This window comes from Paenibacillus sp. MT124 (assembly GCF_058792755.1).
The window spans coordinates 3243171-3261751 of the sequence record NZ_CM179500.1 but is presented as its reverse complement, the minus strand read 5'-3'; the positions used below and the strand labels follow the sequence as shown (position 1 = coordinate 3261751).

15 protein-coding genes and 1 pseudogene are annotated in these 18581 nt (G+C 47.7%); 4 read left to right on the top strand and 12 right to left on the bottom strand.

Annotation, left to right across the window (positions count from 1 at the left end):
* Nucleotides 1-48 precede the first annotated feature (48 nt).
* Nucleotides 49-1248 (bottom strand): annotated as a pseudogene (locus AC3RCI_RS14880) (GTP-binding protein).
* A 247-nt stretch (nucleotides 1249-1495) separates the two neighbouring features.
* On the opposite strand from AC3RCI_RS14880, the gene AC3RCI_RS14875 reads away from it, so the two are divergent.
* Together AC3RCI_RS14875 and AC3RCI_RS14870 are read left to right on the top strand one after the other, a co-directional pair.
* Nucleotides 1496-2527 carry a permease gene (locus tag AC3RCI_RS14875; protein WP_492525154.1) on the top strand — a complete coding sequence of 344 codons (1032 nt, stop codon included), beginning with the start codon at nucleotides 1496-1498 and terminating at the stop codon, nucleotides 2525-2527.
* Nucleotides 2528-2569: 42 nt separating this feature from the next.
* On the top strand, nucleotides 2570-3553 hold the full coding sequence (locus AC3RCI_RS14870; protein WP_492525152.1) for a TIGR03943 family putative permease subunit: 984 nt from the start codon (nucleotides 2570-2572) through the stop codon (nucleotides 3551-3553).
* A 140-nt stretch (nucleotides 3554-3693) separates the two neighbouring features.
* Here the strand turns inward: AC3RCI_RS14870 and AC3RCI_RS14865 are convergent, their stop codons facing one another.
* From AC3RCI_RS14865 to deoR, 6 genes are all read right to left on the bottom strand, one after another.
* Nucleotides 3694-4995, bottom strand: a complete 1302-nt coding sequence (locus AC3RCI_RS14865; RefSeq protein WP_492525150.1) for a pyrimidine-nucleoside phosphorylase — start codon at nucleotides 4993-4995, stop codon at nucleotides 3694-3696.
* A gap of 309 nt (nucleotides 4996-5304) precedes the next feature.
* Complete coding sequence (deoD, locus tag AC3RCI_RS14860; protein ID WP_153978548.1) at nucleotides 5305-6012, bottom strand: purine-nucleoside phosphorylase; 708 nt, start codon at nucleotides 6010-6012, stop codon at nucleotides 5305-5307.
* A 131-nt stretch (nucleotides 6013-6143) separates the two neighbouring features.
* Entirely contained in the window at nucleotides 6144-7322 is a 1179-nt protein-coding gene (deoB, locus tag AC3RCI_RS14855; RefSeq protein ID WP_492525148.1) for a phosphopentomutase, read from the bottom strand.
* 29 nt (nucleotides 7323-7351) lie between these two features.
* Nucleotides 7352-8542, bottom strand: a complete 1191-nt coding sequence (locus tag AC3RCI_RS14850; RefSeq protein WP_154894304.1) for a NupC/NupG family nucleoside CNT transporter — start codon at nucleotides 8540-8542, stop codon at nucleotides 7352-7354.
* Between the two features lie 184 nt (nucleotides 8543-8726).
* The gene (gene deoC / locus AC3RCI_RS14845; protein WP_127540228.1) at nucleotides 8727-9377 is read right to left on the bottom strand and encodes a deoxyribose-phosphate aldolase; all 651 of its coding nucleotides are present in this window, start codon (nucleotides 9375-9377) and stop codon (nucleotides 8727-8729) included.
* 213 nt (nucleotides 9378-9590) lie between these two features.
* Nucleotides 9591-10529 carry a DNA-binding transcriptional repressor DeoR gene (deoR, locus tag AC3RCI_RS14840; RefSeq protein ID WP_127540230.1) on the bottom strand — a complete coding sequence of 313 codons (939 nt, stop codon included), beginning with the start codon at nucleotides 10527-10529 and terminating at the stop codon, nucleotides 9591-9593.
* 261 nt (nucleotides 10530-10790) lie between these two features.
* Between deoR and AC3RCI_RS14835 the strand changes: the two genes are divergently transcribed.
* Nucleotides 10791-11417, top strand: coding sequence for an FMN-dependent NADH-azoreductase (locus AC3RCI_RS14835; protein ID WP_492525146.1), 627 nt, complete (start codon nucleotides 10791-10793; stop codon nucleotides 11415-11417).
* Nucleotides 11418-11509: 92 nt separating this feature from the next.
* Here AC3RCI_RS14835 and AC3RCI_RS14830 read toward each other — a convergent pair whose 3' ends face one another.
* From AC3RCI_RS14830 to AC3RCI_RS14815, 4 genes are all read right to left on the bottom strand, one after another.
* Nucleotides 11510-11860 (bottom strand): hypothetical protein, encoded by a 351-nt coding sequence (locus AC3RCI_RS14830; RefSeq protein WP_336780163.1) that lies wholly within the window; start codon nucleotides 11858-11860, stop codon nucleotides 11510-11512.
* Between the two features lie 152 nt (nucleotides 11861-12012).
* The gene (locus AC3RCI_RS14825; RefSeq protein ID WP_336780162.1) at nucleotides 12013-12675 is read right to left on the bottom strand and encodes a class II aldolase/adducin family protein; all 663 of its coding nucleotides are present in this window, start codon (nucleotides 12673-12675) and stop codon (nucleotides 12013-12015) included.
* Between the two features lie 27 nt (nucleotides 12676-12702).
* Nucleotides 12703-14202 (bottom strand): rhamnulokinase, encoded by a 1500-nt coding sequence (locus AC3RCI_RS14820; protein ID WP_492525144.1) that lies wholly within the window; start codon nucleotides 14200-14202, stop codon nucleotides 12703-12705.
* A 70-nt stretch (nucleotides 14203-14272) separates the two neighbouring features.
* A complete protein-coding gene (locus AC3RCI_RS14815; protein WP_492525142.1) occupies nucleotides 14273-16063 on the bottom strand; it encodes an L-fucose isomerase in 1791 nt (596 codons plus the stop codon).
* 404 nt (nucleotides 16064-16467) lie between these two features.
* Between AC3RCI_RS14815 and AC3RCI_RS14810 the strand changes: the two genes are divergently transcribed.
* Nucleotides 16468-17499: a LacI family DNA-binding transcriptional regulator gene (locus AC3RCI_RS14810; protein ID WP_492525140.1), complete on the top strand. Its 1032-nt coding sequence runs from the start codon at nucleotides 16468-16470 to the stop codon at nucleotides 17497-17499.
* 104 nt (nucleotides 17500-17603) lie between these two features.
* Here the strand turns inward: AC3RCI_RS14810 and AC3RCI_RS14805 are convergent, their stop codons facing one another.
* Entirely contained in the window at nucleotides 17604-18497 is an 894-nt protein-coding gene (locus AC3RCI_RS14805; RefSeq protein ID WP_492529758.1) for an NAD-dependent epimerase/dehydratase family protein, read from the bottom strand.
* Nucleotides 18498-18581: the final 84 nt, after the last annotated feature.

The window sequence follows — 18581 nt, the reverse complement described above, 5'->3', positions numbered from 1 at the left end:
ATCGTAATCATTACTGTTTAATGATACTATCCTATCCTTTTTCTATTGTCAACCCCATGATGGAAAGGGATCTTTCAGTTCACGCCAGTTAAGCTGCATCTCTTCTTCGGTAAGCAAAGTATTGTCCAATGTTCGCTCAATCTCTGCCCTGTCCATATCAATTCCGATAAATACCAATTTCGTTACCCGGTCTCCCCATGTATCATCCCAATCCGGAATGGCTGGTAACGTATCTCCAAAATGCATCTGCCGTTCCTCTTCGCTCATCGCACCCACCCACAAGCCAGCTGGTCCAAGTTGCTTGGAGGTCCCTGCATGACTGAAGGAAATAGCCATATGGTTCCGTGTAGCCAGCCACATCAAGCCCTAGGACCTGACAATACTCTCCGGCCACTTCGCAATCCAGCGCAGCAATCGTTCCGGATGAAACGGACGTTTCCGATGGTATACAAACGAGTGAATGCCATACTCTTCCGTTTCCGGGATGTGCTCTTCCTTCATCAATTCGCGGATCCAGCCTGCAGACTGACTCGCTTTTTCAAAATCAAACCGTCCCGTGTTCAGTATCTCCTTCGGATCAATCTGCCCGTGAGACGTTCGAATCAGCTTGGCTTCGGGTTGCATCGCATGCAGAGCCTTTTCCAGCTTGAGCAATTCCTCCTCAGAGACGAGATCACACTTGTTAAGAATCAGCACATCACAGAACTCAACCTGATCGGTCAATAGATGCACGATTCCCCGGACATCGCCCTCTCCTGCTTCCTGACCTCGATCCATTAATGTTTCTTTTGAATAAAAGTCCCGCCAGAACTGCGCCGCATCCACAACGGTTACCATGGTGTCGAGCCTAGTGAATTTTGTTAAATCAATGCCAAGCTCTTCATCGATATAAGTAAACGTCTGTGCAACGGGAACAGGCTCTCCAATACCCGTCGATTCAATCAGGATATAGTCAAAAGAACCATCCAGAGCGAGACGTTCCACTTCTTTCAGGAGATCTTCCCGAAGCGTGCAGCAGATACAGCCATTAGACATCTCCACAAGCTTCTCGTCAATACGTGATAATCCGCCTCCATCTCGAATTAACCCGGCATCAATGTTTACTTCACTCAGGTCGTTTACGATTACGGCGACTCTCATACCTTCCCGATTATGTAGCACATGATTCAATAAGGTTGTTTTGCCTGCGCCCAGATATCCGCTTAGTACGGTTACGGGTACCCGGGGATTCTCTTGTTTTTCAGACATGTCTATTCCTCCACTCCAAGGTTCTTTGATAAAAAGGAAGAACCAATATGTTTTTTGGTTGATTGTTAATAGTAATATTTACGATTAACAATCATCACTATACTTGACTTAACTTTCGCTTGTCAACTTCTCGATTCAACACAGGCGAATAAATCGTAAAATTTATGATTAAAAAGATCAAACTGCGTATGTTGCTTAAGGTACAAGCATATAGATTACTAAAAGTCCGGTTGTGGAGGTCTGTTGTATGAAGCTTGCAGCCAATATGAAGCTCCTGTCCATCCTGGTTCCCTGCGCCTTTCTTGTTCCCGTGCTCATCACGATGTCCTCTGATCTGAAACAGGCGTGGAGCAGCGAAGCTTTGCAAAATATAAAAACCGTATTCATCGGTATTTTCCTCGAAGCTGCTCCTTTTCTACTTATCGGTGTACTGCTCTCTTCACTCATGCAGTGGTTCGTGTCGGAAGAAATGGTTCGCAAGCTTACACCAAAGAACCCTATTGGTGGAGTTTTAGTGGCTGGTTTACTCGGCATCATATTTCCCATCTGCGAATGTGGCATGATACCGGTTGTTCGTCGTTTAATGCATAAAGGCATGCCTGCATACATTGCAGTTACTTTTATTCTTAGCGGCCCAGTAGTCAATCCGATCGTGTTTACTGCGACACTGCTCGCTTTTCCATCTCATCCCGAAATCACGATTGCCCGCATGGGACTGGCTTTTGCCGTCGCAGCTTCGATTGGCTTGTTGGTATATTTGTTTGTACGGCAGAATCCTCTGCGCAGAGCCAAGGCTGCCGTGACAGAGGTCAAGTCTCACTCCGCATTCAAAATGGCACACCCACATAAGCATGACGACCACGACCATAACCATGAGAAAAACTGGCGCAGCTTCTTTATCCATGCTGGAAATGAATTTGTGGATATGAGCAAGTATTTGGTCATTGGTGCATTGATTACAGCCTGCATTCAGACGTTTATTAGTCGAAGTGACCTGATCGCGCTTGGAAACGGCCCGGTTGCCTCCTATGTGTTTATGATGGGATTTGCTTATGTATTATCTCTTTGCTCCACTTCCGATGCATTTGTAGCTTCTGCGTTCTCGCATACCTTCGCTCTCGGTCCACTCATTTCATTTCTTGTTCTTGGTCCCATGCTCGATTTCAAAAGTACACTGATGCTGCTGTCCACTTTCCGCACAAGGTTTGTCATTGGGTTAAGCTTAGCTATTATTGTTCTTGTCTTTGCTGGATCTTGGCTTGTTAACCTTCTGGTATAGCGTATATGCTCACTTCATTATAAATTGAAAAGAGGTGATTAGATGATTCATCCTGCATCCTTTCACACCCACAGTCACACTCCAAAGAGGCACTCCATCCAGTGGCATTCATTAATCCGTGCGGTATGGATTGGTGGTCTTGCCATATATATCTTCCATTTGAAGGAGAATGATTCTTTACATTATTATCTGGCACCTACGATGCAGCGTTTGCTGTTATGCTGTCCCATACCACTCCTGTTCATCGCGGTCATTATGGTTTGGCATGGACTGTTCGGTCACGGCCAGGTCCATTGCGATTGTGAACATCCACCTCCGTCTGGAGTGCTTCGAAGCTTGGTGACGTACGGCTTAATCCTGTTTCCACTGCTGCTCGGCTTTTTGCTGCCGGATCAGGCACTTGGCAGTTCCATGGCCAGTCAGAAAGGAATGTCGCTGTCTTACGCTCCTCCCGAAATCCGGCGTAAAGAACCTGCACCTGAGGAAGCTGCCAGTCTGCATATTCAAGATTTTGCCCAGAACCAATCATCTGCTGCATCTGGGTCAGCGAGTAAAGTCCAATTCATACCTCCTGATGAATACAGCCGTGAATTTGCTGAGCTAGCGGAAAAATTGATTGCAGAACCAGTCATCAAGGTTTATCCTGAGATTTTTTCAGAAACGCTTGGCACCATTGACATGTTTCAACGACAATTTGCTGGGAAGCCGATCTCCCTTACGGGCTTTGTCTATCGGGATGAAAGTATGGATCATGAATCACACTTTGCACTTGGGCGGTTCCTCGTCATGTGCTGTCCAGCAGATGCAGCGCCATTTGGTGTAATGATCCACATTCCCGAAGCCGACAGTTTCCCTACCGACAGCTGGGTACAGATTGATGGCAGTATCGGTTCTGCTCAGGTGAATGGCAAAGATACTATTGAGATCCGCGCAGCAAAAATTACTGCTGTTTCCGAGCCATCCACGCCTTACATTTATACCAGTGCAGATTCCGTAATGGCTTATGATAAACTCCAAGGGAAATGAAAGGTCTGGTTTAAACCTAAGTTAAGGCCCGGACCGAGTCTCAGATTCATTGAACGAGAAAAAACCCGAAGCCATGAATCCACAGCTTCGGGTTTTGCAATTCAAGTCCAAGATATATTGTACTTGGGGGCTCTGATTGTTTATTCTGTAACAATATCATGAACGAGCACAGGGGCATCGGCGTGATCAGCGATGGTAATGTTCTCTTTGATCTTCGCGATCACGTCTGCCACATCCTCACGATTGGCATGGATCGTTACCAGCGATTCACCAGCTTTGACCTTGTCGCCAACTTTTTTGTTCAGCATCAAGCCTACAGCAAGATCAATCTCTGATTCTTTGGTAGCACGACCTGCACCAAGCAGCATCGCAGCAGTTCCGATCTCATCTGCAACGATTCCAGCGACATAACCGTCCTGATCAGCTTCAACTTCGATCAGATATTTCGCCTGTGGCAAACGATCCGGATGGTCGACGACAGACGCATCGCCACCTTGGTTGGCCAGGAAATGCTTGAATTTCTCGAGTGCCTTCCCGTTCTGGATCACTTCTTTCAATTTCTCTTCCGCTTGCTCCAAGGAGTCTGCTTTGCCAGCAAGGAATACCATTTGACGGCCAAGTGCAAGACACAGTTCTTCCAGATCTTTCGGCCCTTTACCCTGCAGCGTCAGAATCGCTTCTTTCACTTCAAGCGCGTTACCGATCGCGAGGCCCAGTGGTTGAGACATGTCGGAGATGACAGCCATCGTTTTACGCCCTACATTGTTACCGATGCTGACCATGGCATGTGCCAGTTCTTTTGCATCTTCCGTCGTTTTCATGAATGCACCCGCACCCGTTTTTACATCCAGTACGATGGCATCAGCACCTGCAGCAATTTTCTTGCTCATGATGGAGCTGGCGATGAGCGGAATGGAGTTAACTGTTGCAGTTACGTCACGAAGTGCATAGAGCTTCTTGTCAGCTGGGGTAAGGTTACCACTCTGACCGATAACCGCTACCTTATGTTCATTTACGAGTCTAATAAATTCATCCTTCTCCAGCTCAACGTGGAAACCGGCAACGGACTCCAGTTTGTCTGTCGTTCCGCCGGTGTGACCCAGGCCGCGTCCGGACATTTTTGCTACAGGAACATCCAGAGCAGCAACGAGCGGTGCCAGTACCAATGTCGTTGTATCACCGACGCCTCCGGTGGAGTGCTTGTCTACTTTGATGCCTTCAATGGCGGATAGATCGATTGTTTCCCCTGAATTAACCATCGACATCGTTAGATCCGCACGTTCCTTGTCCGTCATATCCTTGAAGAAAACGGCCATCGCCCAAGCGCTGACTTGATAATCCGGAATTTCTCCTTTGGTATAACCTTGAACAACAAAATCAATTTCAGCTGTTGTCAGTTCTTTTCCGTCACGTTTTTTGGCAATAATATCTACCATTCTCATGATGATCTCTCCTTTGTTGTGGTGAGTGTTTACACGGTCACTCCGATGGCAGAACAACCTTCCGACCGCTGTTATCCCCGGATTTCTTGATTCCCTCCTTCAAAGGGGGAAATCCGGTGATAAAGGCGTACGCTTCGCTTCTTCAGGTTTATTCTGCCCTCTCCGTTATCGTGTAAATTTGTATGTTATTGTGGTGGTAAAAAACTCGGAGACAAAAGCGAACGCTTCGCTTCTTCAGAATTGATTCCGGTGCCTCCACTACGTGCTTCACCAAAAGTTTTAATTCAAATCAATGGATATTAGCGTAATTTACAGCGTGATTGCTGTTTCCAGTGCAACGACCATCATGTCATTGAATGTTTTTTGACGCTCTTCGGCAGAGGTTTCTTCGCCGGTTAGCAAGTGATCGCTTACTGTCAGAATCGTTAATGCATTCACGCCAAACTTCGCTGCAATTGTATAGAGTGCTGTTGTTTCCATTTCAACACCCAATACGCCGTGCTGCATCAATTTTTCGGTAACCGAGCGGTCGTCACGGTAGAACGAATCGGAACTGAATACGTTACCCACGTGGATTTTCATGCCTTTTGCTGTCGCGCGGTCATACGCTTCTTTTAGCAAGGAGAACGTTGCGATTGGGGAGAAATCATACCCGCCAAACACAAGTTTATTCATGCTGGAGTCCGTACAGGACGCTTGAGCCAAAACGACGTCACGAACACGCACGTGCTCCTGCATACCTCCACATGTTCCAACGCGAATGAGGTTTTTGACGCCATATTCGCTAATCAACTCATTGGCATAGATGGCGAACGATGGAATTCCCATGCCTGAACCCTGCACCGAAATGCGTTTTCCTTGATATGTACCAGTAAAGCCCAGCATTCCGCGAACTTCGTTATAACAAACGACATCTTCCAAATACGTATCCGCAATATATTTAGCGCGCAATGGATCTCCTGGCAAAAGGATCGTTTCAGCGATATCTCCGGGTTTGGCTCCAATATGTGTACTCATGGTTAAATCTCCTCCAGTTTATCCATTAATATAGTGATGCCAGGTCCCGGGCAGCCTAAGCTGCTCCGGTGAACCTGTCCAATTTTTTTTAAAATCAGCTACTGTACCTGATTTCGGTAAACAACGGTAACCTATTTCAAATCTTTCAGGAAGCTTGTACCATACTCCGGCAATTGAACACCGAAGTTATCGGCTACCGTAGCACCAAGATCGGCAAATGTACTGCGCAGTTCAAGCTGCTTACCTTCAGTGAAGCGTGGGGAATACACAAGCAGTGGCACATACTCACGTGTATGGTCCGTACCACGATACGTTGGGTCGTTACCATGATCAGCTGTAATGATCAGCAGGTCATCGTTGGTCATTTTCCCAAAAATCTCTGGCAGACGCGCATCGTAATCCTCAAGTGCTTGAGCATACCCTTGTGGATCACGGCGATGACCGAACAAAGCGTCGAAGTCCACCAGGTTCAGGAAGCTAAGCCCGGTGAATTCTTCATCCATCGTCTCGGACAATTTGTCCATGCCATCCATGTTGGACACTGTACGGACAGACTTGGTCACCCCTTCACCATCATAGATGTCTGCGATTTTACCAAGGGCAATAACATCGAATCCCTCGTCCTTAAGCTCATTCATCACCGTACGGCCGAATGGTTTGAGCGCATAGTCGTGACGGTTCGCTGTTCGTTTGAAGTTACCCACTTCCCCAATGAACGGACGAGCAATAATACGGCCCAGCATGTATGGATCATCAAGCGTGATCTCCCGGCAGAATTCACAAATTTCATAGAGCTCTTTCAACGGCACGACATCTTCATGTGCTGCGATCTGCAGAACGGAATCCGCGGATGTATAGATGATGAGCGCTCCTGTTTTCACATGCTCTTCACCAAGCTCATCAATGATTTCCGTACCGCTTGCGGGTTTGTTCCCGATGACTTTACGGCCTGTCTTCTCTTCGATGCGCTGAATCAGCTCATCCGGGAAGCCATTCTCGAATACACGGAACGGTGTATCAATATAGAGCCCCATGATCTCCCAATGGCCTGTCATCGTGTCTTTGCCTCGGGACGCTTCCTGCATTTTGGTATAATACGCTTTGGGTGCATCCGCGACAGGAATGCCCTCAATTTCTTTAATGTTGGACAGTCCGAGACTTGCCATATTCGGCATGTTCAGACCTCCGCGTTCACGTGCAATGTGACCAAACGTATCCACATCAAAGTCATCGAATTCTGCCGCATCCGGCGCTTCACCGATACCTACAGAATCCATAACGATCAGATGTACTCTTTTAAATGTTGACATAACTTACGCACTCCTTCCAATTATCCGGCTTACAAGAACAGTCCGGCGATGATCGCAGACAGCACGCTGACAAGCGATGCACCGTAAAGCAGCTTCAGACCGAAGCGGGCCACCACATTGCCCTGTTTCTCATGAAGTCCCTTGACCGCACCGGCAATGATACCGATGGAGGAGAAGTTGGCGAACGATACGAGGAAGACCGACACGATGCCTGTCGTACGGGCAGACAGTGCGGTTTGTTTGGTCAGATCCAGCATCGCGACGAATTCGTTCGACACCATTTTGGTTGCCATAATACTTCCCGCCTGAATCGCTTCTTTCCAGGGAACGCCCATAATAAACGCAAAGGGTGCAAACACATAACCAAGTAGTTCCTGGAACGAGATGCCGAGAACAGCACTAAATATGCCGTTAATGAGCGCAATCAGGGCAACGAAACCGATGAGCATTGCTGCAACAACGATCGCCACTTTGAAACCGTCCAGAATGTACTCACCCAGCATCTCGAAGAACGATTGTTTTTCCTCTTCCTGCACTTCCAATATATCTTCTTCCTCGGTTACCTTATACGGATTCACGATGGAAGCGATGATAAAACCGCCAAACAGGTTCAGCACAAGCGCTGTAACCACATATTTCGGATCAATCATGGACATATAGGCACCGACAATGGACATCGATACCGTGGACATGGCTGATGCACATAGTGTGTACAGCCGATGCTTCGGCAGCAAACCGATTTGTTTTTTTACGGAGATGAACACTTCAGATTGTCCCAGAATGGCGGAAGCAACCGCGTTATATGATTCCAGTTTGCCCATTCCGTTGATTTTGCTTAATACCAGACCAATATATTTTATAACAAAAGGTAAGATTCGGATATACTGCAATATACCAATCAGGGCAGAGATGACGACAATCGGCATCAACACCGTCAGGAAAAACGGGCCACTCCCGCCTTCTGCTCCCACGTTTACTAAACCGCCGAAGACAAAGGTAATTCCTTCGTTTGCATAGTCCAAAAGGTTTTTAAATATCGTGGAAAATCCGCCAATCAGCCATGTTCCCACATTGGTGTTCAGCAAAGCATAAGCGAGTATAATTTGTAAAACAATCATGACGACCAGCGGCCGATAGCGAATTTGCTTCTTGCCGTTACTTGCAATGTAAGCCAGCCCAAAAACAACAAGTAAACCAAGTATGGCAATCAGAAATTTCATTTGATCTCTCCTTTGAAGGTAGTAAGCCAGATGTTGAATTCAGCTCAAAGGGCATACAGTAAAATTAAGCTTTCAGAAAGTTTATGAAGCGCTTACAAACAATTCACTTTATAGAGGTTGAGAACCTGTTCCCCATGATCGGTGTACATACCGGTACATGGAGAACAGATCAACGACCTGGTTATTAGTAAGAGGACGTAGATTGTCCGCCTTGCATGATTTTCACGCCGGAGCTTGCACCAATACGAGTTGCTCCTGCTTCAATCATTTTTTGCATGTCTTCCAGGCTGCGTACCCCGCCCGATGCTTTTACACCCATATCTGGTCCAACTGTGCGACGCATCAGGGCGATGTCTTCTGGCGTTGCCCCACCTGTAGAGAAACCTGTGGATGTTTTGACAAAATCGGCGCCTGCTCTAACTGCTGCTTGGCATGCACGTACTTTTTCTTCGTCTGTAAGCAGACACGTTTCGATGATGACTTTTACCAATGCTTTACCCGCAGCTGCTTCAACAACTGCACGAATATCCTGCTCCACATAATCATCTTTTCCATCTTTTAGAGCACTGATGTTGATAACCATGTCTACTTCTGTAGCACCTTTAGCGATTGCATCTGTCGTTTCGAACGCTTTGGTCTCGGAAGTGGAAGCTCCCAGAGGGAATCCGATTACTGTACAGATATCCACGCCACTGCCTTGAAGCTGCTCTGCAGCATAAGAAACCCATCCCGGATTCACGCATACGGAAGCAAATTGGTACTGTTTCGCTTCTTCCGTCAATTGGTTGATTTCGCTTTGCGTTGCATCCGCACGAAGCAAGGTATGATCGATCATTTTGGCTAATTGAGCTGTAGTCAATTGAATCTCTCCCTTATCTGAACTGTTTATTTATAGCCTTACACTAACATGAACATATGTAAAAATCAATATGAACCTTTGTTCACCCTCGTTCACCCGCTATTGTGAGCGAAACAATGCTTATAGCTTCTGCCCTAAAAAAGCAAAACATCCACCATTCTTCCGTGGCAGATGTTGTCATCCTCAGATTTAGAATCGAAGCAGAGCCTGCGCCGTGTACTGGTCTGTTACCAGAATGTTAGCATAGTGCCCTTTGAGCGCAGCGTGGATAGCTTCAATTTTGCGTTGACCACCGGCAACAAGGATCGATTTCTCTTTGTTCCGTAATTCGGCCAAATCAATCCCTACGGTTCTGCTGTTGATCTCTTCACTAATCAATTGACCCTCAGCATCAAAGAAACGTGAACAGATATCACCTGCACCCGAATTCATCAGCAATTGCTGTTCCTCTTCGTTGAAATAACCAAGTTTGAACAGAAGTGCGTCCTCCTTCACTGTACCCACAGTGAAGATGGCGATGTTGGCCTGCCTGCCGAGCTCTACGATGCGTCCGATGTGCCGGTCAGCTTCCACCATTTTCTTGACTTCAATATTGTCAAAAATAACAGGCAGGGGCAAGTACCGCGGAACGGTATGGAACGCTTCCGCGAACAAATGCACGATCTCCGCTGCATACGTGTTGACGTGGGAATGACTTACGCCTCCCTTTAACTGAACGACTTCAACACCTTTAACCTGTTTGGCCCGAAGCTGTTTGGCAACCGCGTACATCGTTGTTCCCCATGTCACGCCAATAATATCTGCATCCTGTACGGTGTCCTGCAGGTAGTCCGCAGCTCTTTTGCTGATATGCCTCTGTATCTCTACATCACTCTTCAATGGTGCAAAACAGACGAGTGCGGTATCCAGATTATATTTGGCTTTAAGTTCTCCGGCAATGATATCAATGTCCTCCAGCGGGTCCATAATTTCAATACGGACATAACCTCGGTCCTTGGCATACTGGAGCAACCTGGATACGGTTGGACGAGACACCCCCAGCCTGACGGCGATATCCTGCTGGCTGTAATCCGATTGATAATACAATTTGGCTGCTTCAATGCTTAATCGTTGTTTCTCCAGATCCATTCCCATTTGCAATCATCTCACTCATCCATGGTATCGTTTGCAATTCTTTATCCATACTGATTCATATTTTAATTCACTGCTAGTCCAGTTTATTATACATCATGAAGTACCAGGTCACTATTCCTTCTGTAGCTAGTGACATATGCGAAGATTTGTGAAAGCCAAGCATAAAAAGAACACTAGGGTGCATACTACAGCGGTCACTTTATCGTTTGAGGAATTATGAATTCACCAAAATACATGACTGAGAGGAAGTATTCTATGACAACCCTACTGTATATTACTGCCCATCCACATGATCATGAGACCTCCTTCAGTATGGCCACTGGTCAAGCTTTTATAGATGCATACCGGGAAAGCAATCCATCGGATGAGGTTGTCCATCTCGATCTGTATCGCTCCAACATCCCGCATATTGATGCCGATGTGTTCAGTGGTTGGGGTAAACTCCAATCCGGTAGTGAACTCACTGCGGAAGAGCAATCCAAGGTAAGCCGTCTGAATGAGCTGTCCGATCAGTTTGCATCAGCTGACAAATATGTTTTTGTGACTCCGATGTGGAACTTCTCATTTCCTCCAATCTTGAAGGCATACATTGACTCCATATGTGTGGCTGGCAAAACGTTCCGCTATACAGAGCAAGGTCCGATCGGACTTTTGACGAATAAAAAGGCACTGCATATTCAGGCCCGTGGCGGCATATATTCCGAAGGTCCTGCAGCTCAAACGGAATCCGGGCATCGATATCTAAGCATCATCATGTCATTCCTGGGCGTACCCAAGCTGGATGGGATCTTTATTGAAGGTCACAACCAATTCAGAGAACGGGCGGATCAGTTAAAAGAGGATGCAATTGAACAGGCTCGAACTGCAGCGAAGCAGTTTTAATCATGAATTAAAAAAAAGTAAAGCCCGCTATGCTCCCCAATAAGAATAAGGGTCACATAGCGGGCTTTTATATAATAGAGAATGATATCTGATTATTGTTGACCGGCACTGGCACGGCTTATGGTTTCAAGTTTGCGGGTAATGGCATTACGGTCTACTTTTAACCCCCAGAGCATTTCAACGATTTGCTCTTTCTCTTCAGCGGAATCCGCATGTTTGAGCTGCATTAGGAGATCATGCATCTGTTCATTAATCCCTTCAAACTGGGTCCAGAGATCCTGGCGTACTTCTTGAGAATCCAAGTGACGATTAGCGTCCACTTCTTCTTTAAGTGCTTGCAAAATGGAGTCCTTCCACTCATCGTCACCTAACTGTGTCGCTATGTTCAGGAGATCCAGATAATCGTCAACAAGAAGTGAGTTCAATTCTGCATGTGTTTTCATCGTTTATTGCATCCCCTTTTCGTCTATTTACCAAGTATTATACTCGGTTTTTCAGGTTTTGCAATAGGTGTCGGAATAAGGTTCAGCTTTTTGCTGTTGATGTCGAATTATGACGATATAGTTCGAATACACTCTATATGGAACTCTTGGTATTACGACTTGAGCTGTTGCAACAACTGGATACGATACGCTTCACTCTCCAGAGATTGGATCTCCTTATATTGTTCAGCCGTAAGAACCCTTGGTTCTCCAGCTGCCTTGGCAATCATGTACACTTTCGCACTTTCCTCCACCACTTGAGTTCGATAATAGGCTTCTCGCAAATTTTTTCCTGTCGTGACCAGTCCATGATTGACAAGAATGAGGGCCGAATGGGAGTCCACCTTAGCAGCAACTGCATCGGCTAGCAGTTTGGTCGTGGGTAGAACGTAAGGAATGAAACCGACGTCCCCTACAAGTGCAGACTGGTCCGGAAAAAGGTGAGGCAGTTCATCGTACACGAGGCTCAGAGCGATCGTAAATGCAGGATGTGTATGAACAATCGCTTGAATATCGGGATTCATGCGATAGCTGTACAAATGCATTAATACTTCTGAGGAAGGACGAGTTGATCCCGCCCGGGTCTCACCTGTCCCGATATCAACCGCAATCCATTCCTCCGGTTCAATATCCTCAAGTGCATAACCACTCGGAGAGAGCAGCATCGTCCCTTCCGAACGGGCACTCAGATTGCCTCCAGGCCCAACCACGAGACCCTGCGCTACCGATCTACGGGCATATTTGGTCAGTTCTTCTCTTACAAGCTGTTCAGTCATGTGTTTCTCCACTCCCTTAACTTCTTTTTATTTCAATCCCTTCGTTAACCGCCCATTCAGTTTTTGATAGATTTCATAGGCTTCCTGCCATAGCGGGCTATTCTCTGGCTCATAGGTTTCCAGAGTGAAGGAAGCGGCGGCAATCTCCCGGACCTCAGACAAACTTCTTACCTCGCCATGTGCCAGGAATTGCACCATGCAATTCCCGGCGGCAGTTGCCTCCACTGGCCCTGCTACCACAGGAATACCGGTGGAATTCGCTGTAAACTGACACAGTAAACGATTCTGAACACCTCCGCCTACCATGTGAATAACGCTCGGCCGGCTCCCCGTGACAAGTTCAAGTTCATCCAGAGTCTGCCTGAATTCCAGAGCCAGGCTTTCCAAAATGCAGCGTACAATCGCTCCAATTGATTCTGGAGCAACTTGCTTGGTGGCACTGCACTGCTGGCGTATTCGTTCAGGCATATCACCAGGCGTTAGATATATCGCATCCCCCGGCAGGATAAAGCTTTGTAGCGCTGGAGCCGATGCTGCGAGGTCAACCAGCTCCTGATGACTGAAAATATGATTTTCCCGTTCCCACTGCCTTTTGCACTCCTGCAGAAGCCATAGACCTGACCGATTCTTCAAAATTCTTGTCTTGCCACTGACCGTCCCTTCATTGGTGAATCCAAGTCCTCGGCTGCGTTCATCGAGTACTGGGGAGTCGCGTTCCATGCCCATTAATGACCATGTTCCACAGCTGATAAAGGCAAAATTCGGATCTGACGCAGGAATGGCTGCAAGTGCTGAAGCTGTATCATGAGAGCCCACCGATATGACTTGCATGGGTTCGATTCTTAACTCTGCGCACAGATCATCTGTTAATCGTCCCAGCACAGTGCCTGGCCGAACAATGGGTGGGAAAAGTGTTTCAGGTAAACCGAGGCGGCTAAACAAGGATTCATTCCAGCGGTCCTCTCCGGCATGCAAAAGTCCGCTTGTGCTGGCAATGGTATATTCACAGGCCTGCTGTCCCGAGAGATAAAAGTGAAACAGATCCGGCATGAATAACATCCGTATATCCGGACGTAATTCAGCATTTTCCCGTAAGCTTCCAACCAATTGAAACACCGTATTAATCTGCTGAGGCAGGACGCCGGACATGGTATACAGATCTTCTTCATTAACGATACGCAGCGTCTCTTTCATCCAATCGGCATTACGTGATTCCCGGTAATGACGTGGGTTCCCGCACAATCTTCCTGCTCCATCCACCAAGCCATAATCAACACCCCATGTGTCCACGGCAATGGAACGCACCGGGTGAGTTAATCCCTGAGTGCCCTTTACAATGCCATGTTTCAGTTCATGGAACAGTCTTAAGAAATCCCAGTACAATCCGTCCGCAAGCTGAACGGGATCGTTACTGAATCGATGTATTTCCTGTAACGCAAGCATCTCACCGTCAAAACTTCCCCTGACCACCCGGCCGCTTCCGGCACCATAGTCAGCAGCAAGCACATGGTTTGCCTTATTTCCCATCTCTCTTGCCTCCTCCTTTGGAAGAACGCCATATTCTGATTAGGCAGAATATGGCGTCTGACAGGATCGTCTAACGGTATAAAGGTCCAAACACGCTGCAAGCACGATAATCTGCACTCTCCGGTTCACTTGTCCCGAATAACCCCCATGCCCGTGGACGGAATATCTCGGACTCCGGAACATTGTGCATACTCACCGGAATCCGCAAGATTGAAGCCAGGGTTAGGAGATCTGCTCCGATGTGACCGTATGAGATCGAGCCGTGGTTGGCGCCCCATTGGTTCATGACTTCATAAACGGAGGTAAATGCGCCTGTTCCTGTTAAAATCGGAGCAAACCATGTTGATGGCCAGGTCGGATCCGTCCGCTGGTCCAGCGTATTATGCACTTCATCAGGCAGATCCACGGTGTAACCCTGCGCGAGCTGCAGTACAGGACCTAGACCCTTAACCAGATTGAGACGTGTCATCGTGACGGGCATACCGCCTTTGGTCAGGAAGTCAGCGGAGTAACCGCCCCCTCTGAAATATTCGACTGAGGCAGGTCTCCACGATGTCGCTTGTAGACAGTTCTGAACTTCTTCATCTGTAATCTCCCAGAAAGGCTTCAGAGCAGGATTACCGTCTCTGGATTGCTGTCCAGTACCATCGAGTGCCGCGGAGCCCGAATTGATCAAGTGGAGAATTCCGTCTTTCGCTTTTCCTTCCAATTGATGTCCTGTTACCCGTGCTACCGAGTCCGGACTCCAATACGTCCGTACATCTGCAAAAATCTGGGCTGTATGAGTGAGCAGTGAACCGAACAGCATGGACACACCATTCAGGCTGTCATTTTCTGTGGCGACCAGATAAGGGGAGCGCTTGCCATTCCAGTCAAAGGATGAATTCAGGATCGACTCCAGGAAATCGCCATTAGGCGAATGATCCGTCCACTGCCGCTGCCCCTGGAAGCCGGATACAATCGCGTGATGACCCATCGATTCTTCTGTAAAACCGAGTTCTGCCAATCTCGGATTGCCGGCCATCAGATCACGTACGATCTGAGTCATTTTCACGACAGTTTCCCATTCATACTCTTTCCGCTTGCGGTCTGTTTGCAGATGGGTCGGGTTGTTATCCGGTCCTTCAATGCAATTCTCTTTCACCCAAGCCAGTGCCAACTTATACTCTTCCGGATCATAGATTTCTTCCTCAATCCGCCGGGTCAGCTCGCTCATGTCCACATATTCGTTCCTCATGCCGAGATATTCCTGGAAAAAGGAATCGTTCACAATGGATCCGGCAATCCCCATGGATACCGAGCCAATGGACAGATAGGCCCGCCCCTTCATCGTAGCGGCTGCAAGACCCGCCCGGCTGAAGCGAAGCAATTTCTCACGGACGTCATCTGGAATGGTCGTATCCCCGCCATCCTGAACATCCTCCCCATAGATTCCGAACGCCGGAATCCCCTTCTGAGCATGGGCAGAGAGTACGGCTGCCAGATAGACTGCGCCAGGCCGTTCCGTACCGTTAAAACCCCAGATGGCCGTAGGTATGGATGGAGACATATCCATCGTTTCCGTACCATAACACCAGCATGGGGTAACCGTAATGGTGACACCAACATTCGAACGATTGAACAGCTTTGCCGCCGCAGCTGCTTCGGCTACACCGCCAATACAGGATTCGGCAACGACGCATTCGACCGGGGAGCCGTCCGGATAACGAAGTTCTGCCGTAAGCAGCTCAGCTACCGATGTTGCCATGCGCATCGTTTGTTCCTCCAGGGATTCACGTACTCCCTTGCGTCTGCCGTCAATGGTGGGACGAATACCAATCTTGGGAAAAGCCTGTTTATAACGGTAATCCTGATGTGTCATACTAAAACGTCCTCCTTCAAGTGGTTTCTGGATAGGTACGAATTGATTTCACGTTTGTCTTTCAGGATGCAGTTAAAGCGGTCAGACCATGACGATATAATCCCGATACCCATTGGTGCGCCTGTCCTGGACAAGAGAGCAACTTATTGGATGAATGCGTTTACATTTTTTTAATTGAACAAGAGTCCACTTTATGTATGGATCACCATAATGCAGTCCTGTCTCTCAGCAGAAACGGATGTATAAAGCAAAAAAAGAATGAGTACTGTGAAAGGATTTGCTGAAAAATGGTTCGTTTTTCACTTTGGGTTATCGGTAACCCTAACATAGCACGCGCCCATATTGCTGTCAATCGGCATTATCCTATAGAATGGTAAGACTATGTTATGAGAGGTTAGATTCTATTGATCACGATTTATGATATTGCCAAGAAAGCCAACGTTTCTGCCATGACGGTCTCCAAAGTGATTAATCAAACAGGTCGCATCAGCACGGCCACCAGGGAACGCGTACAGCAGGTTATTGATGAACTCGGGTATATCCCCAATTCGAATGCACGCAGCCTTGTACTTCAGCGAACACAGATGTTATCTCTGCTGATTACCGATATTACCAATCCATTTTATACGACACTCGCACGCGGAGCCGAGGATGCAGCTAACGCTCGTGGATATCGTCTGTTGTTTGGGAATAGTGATGAAGATTACAACAAGGAGAAGAACTATGTGGAGACGATTCTGTCAACGCGTGTAGACGGAGTCCTGTTTGCCCCTGCGGGCGACCGTTCCCTCGATCATCTGCAGCAGTTACATGAGAGAAACATCCCGTTTGTGATCTTGGATAGGACCGTACCAGGGATCACATCGGATGTCATTGCGGGGGACAGCCGGCAAGGTGCACTTCTATTGATCCGATATCTGACGGAACTGGGTCACCGCCGCATTGCACTCGTTAACGGCTCTTTCGAGGTTTCTACGGCAAGATTACGTGAAGAGGGCTATGCTGAGGGGTTACGTGAAGCAGGGATTAAGGTTGATGCGAAGCTTGTCCTTCGGACAGGCTATCGTGATTTCAGTGATGAGGCTGGAATGGAGCAGTTACTTATGCAGCCGGATAAGCCAACGGCTATTTTTGCAGCAAATAATATGCTCGCGATTGGGGTCATTCGTCTGCTGCGTAAAAGAGGGCTGCGTGTACCGGAAGATATCTCCGTCGTCTGTTTTGATGATCTGGATCTGGCTTCTGCTTTTGATCCTTTCCTCACTGTAGCAGCGCAGCCTGCCTATGATTTTGGAGCCAAAGGCATGCATATGCTAATCGACAGAATTGAAGGAACCGCACCGACTGATCCGCAAACGGTCATTCTCCCATCCGAACTGCGTATCCGTGCTTCAGCTTCCGTACCATTAGGGCAATCGAAACCATTGGGATCATGATAGGCTTCGTATATCTGGACTTTAAGTAGTATAAAAAATACAGGACGCCAAGGAGTTACTCACTCCCATGCGTCCTGTTTTACCTTTATGCTTATATACCAAATTTAACCTTCGGATTGCAGCGCCAGTGCCACTTCACGTACGAGACCCGGAAACCAGTCCATCAGTGCTTCAAAGGTATATCCCGCATGCTCTGCCTTGGTTGTATCCATCGTCCATGATTCCGAGATACCGAAGGGCGACATATCCTCCTGAACGGTTTCGCGTAACACTTGGGACTGCATGCCTGTGACTGTCTCAATCAGATTCATCATGGCAGACAGCGTAATCGAGCCTTTCGAAGCGGCGTTTACAGGTCCGGTAATCGACGAATGCCCCAACCAGGCGAGAAATCTGGCTGCTTCCGTGGAATTGATAAATCCAATCTCGGCGTCCGGATTCGGCATGCCAATTGGCCTTCCTTTTTGCACATGTTCAATATGAAAATGCAGTCTTCTCGTGTAGTCGTCGATACCGAGAACAATTGGAATTCTCATTGCCACGACAGGGAAACTCGCTTCCTGAAAAAACACAGCCTCCGCTAGCCGCTTGCCCTCTCCATAGGAGAAGTCCTCGTGGCTACCGTATTGCACGGGATACGTGTACGGATCAAAATCCTCTTCCGTGAATCCCGGTTTGGGATCGCCATAAACGGATAGCGTTGATGTAAGTACATATCTTTGGGTACGTCCCGCAAAAGCCTCACACGCCGACTTCGCCGCATTCGGTGAGTAACAGATGTTATCATACACCACATCCCACTGGTCAATCTGTGCCACTTCAGCTAGAGATTGCGGATCCTCCCGATCCATCTTGATCCGGTTCACTTCCGGCCCGAAGTCCACGTTCGTTTTGCCGCGCGTCGCAACGGTAATTTGCGATTTTCCTTCCCACAGCAAATGATCGACCAGACGTTTGCCGAAAAAGCGCGTCCCGCCAAGAATGAGTACCTTTTTCATCCGATAGACCTCCTACCCTCTTCTGGTGTTTCGTATATTATAGCGAGGTTTGCAGTATTACAACAAATATACCCCGTAACGCAA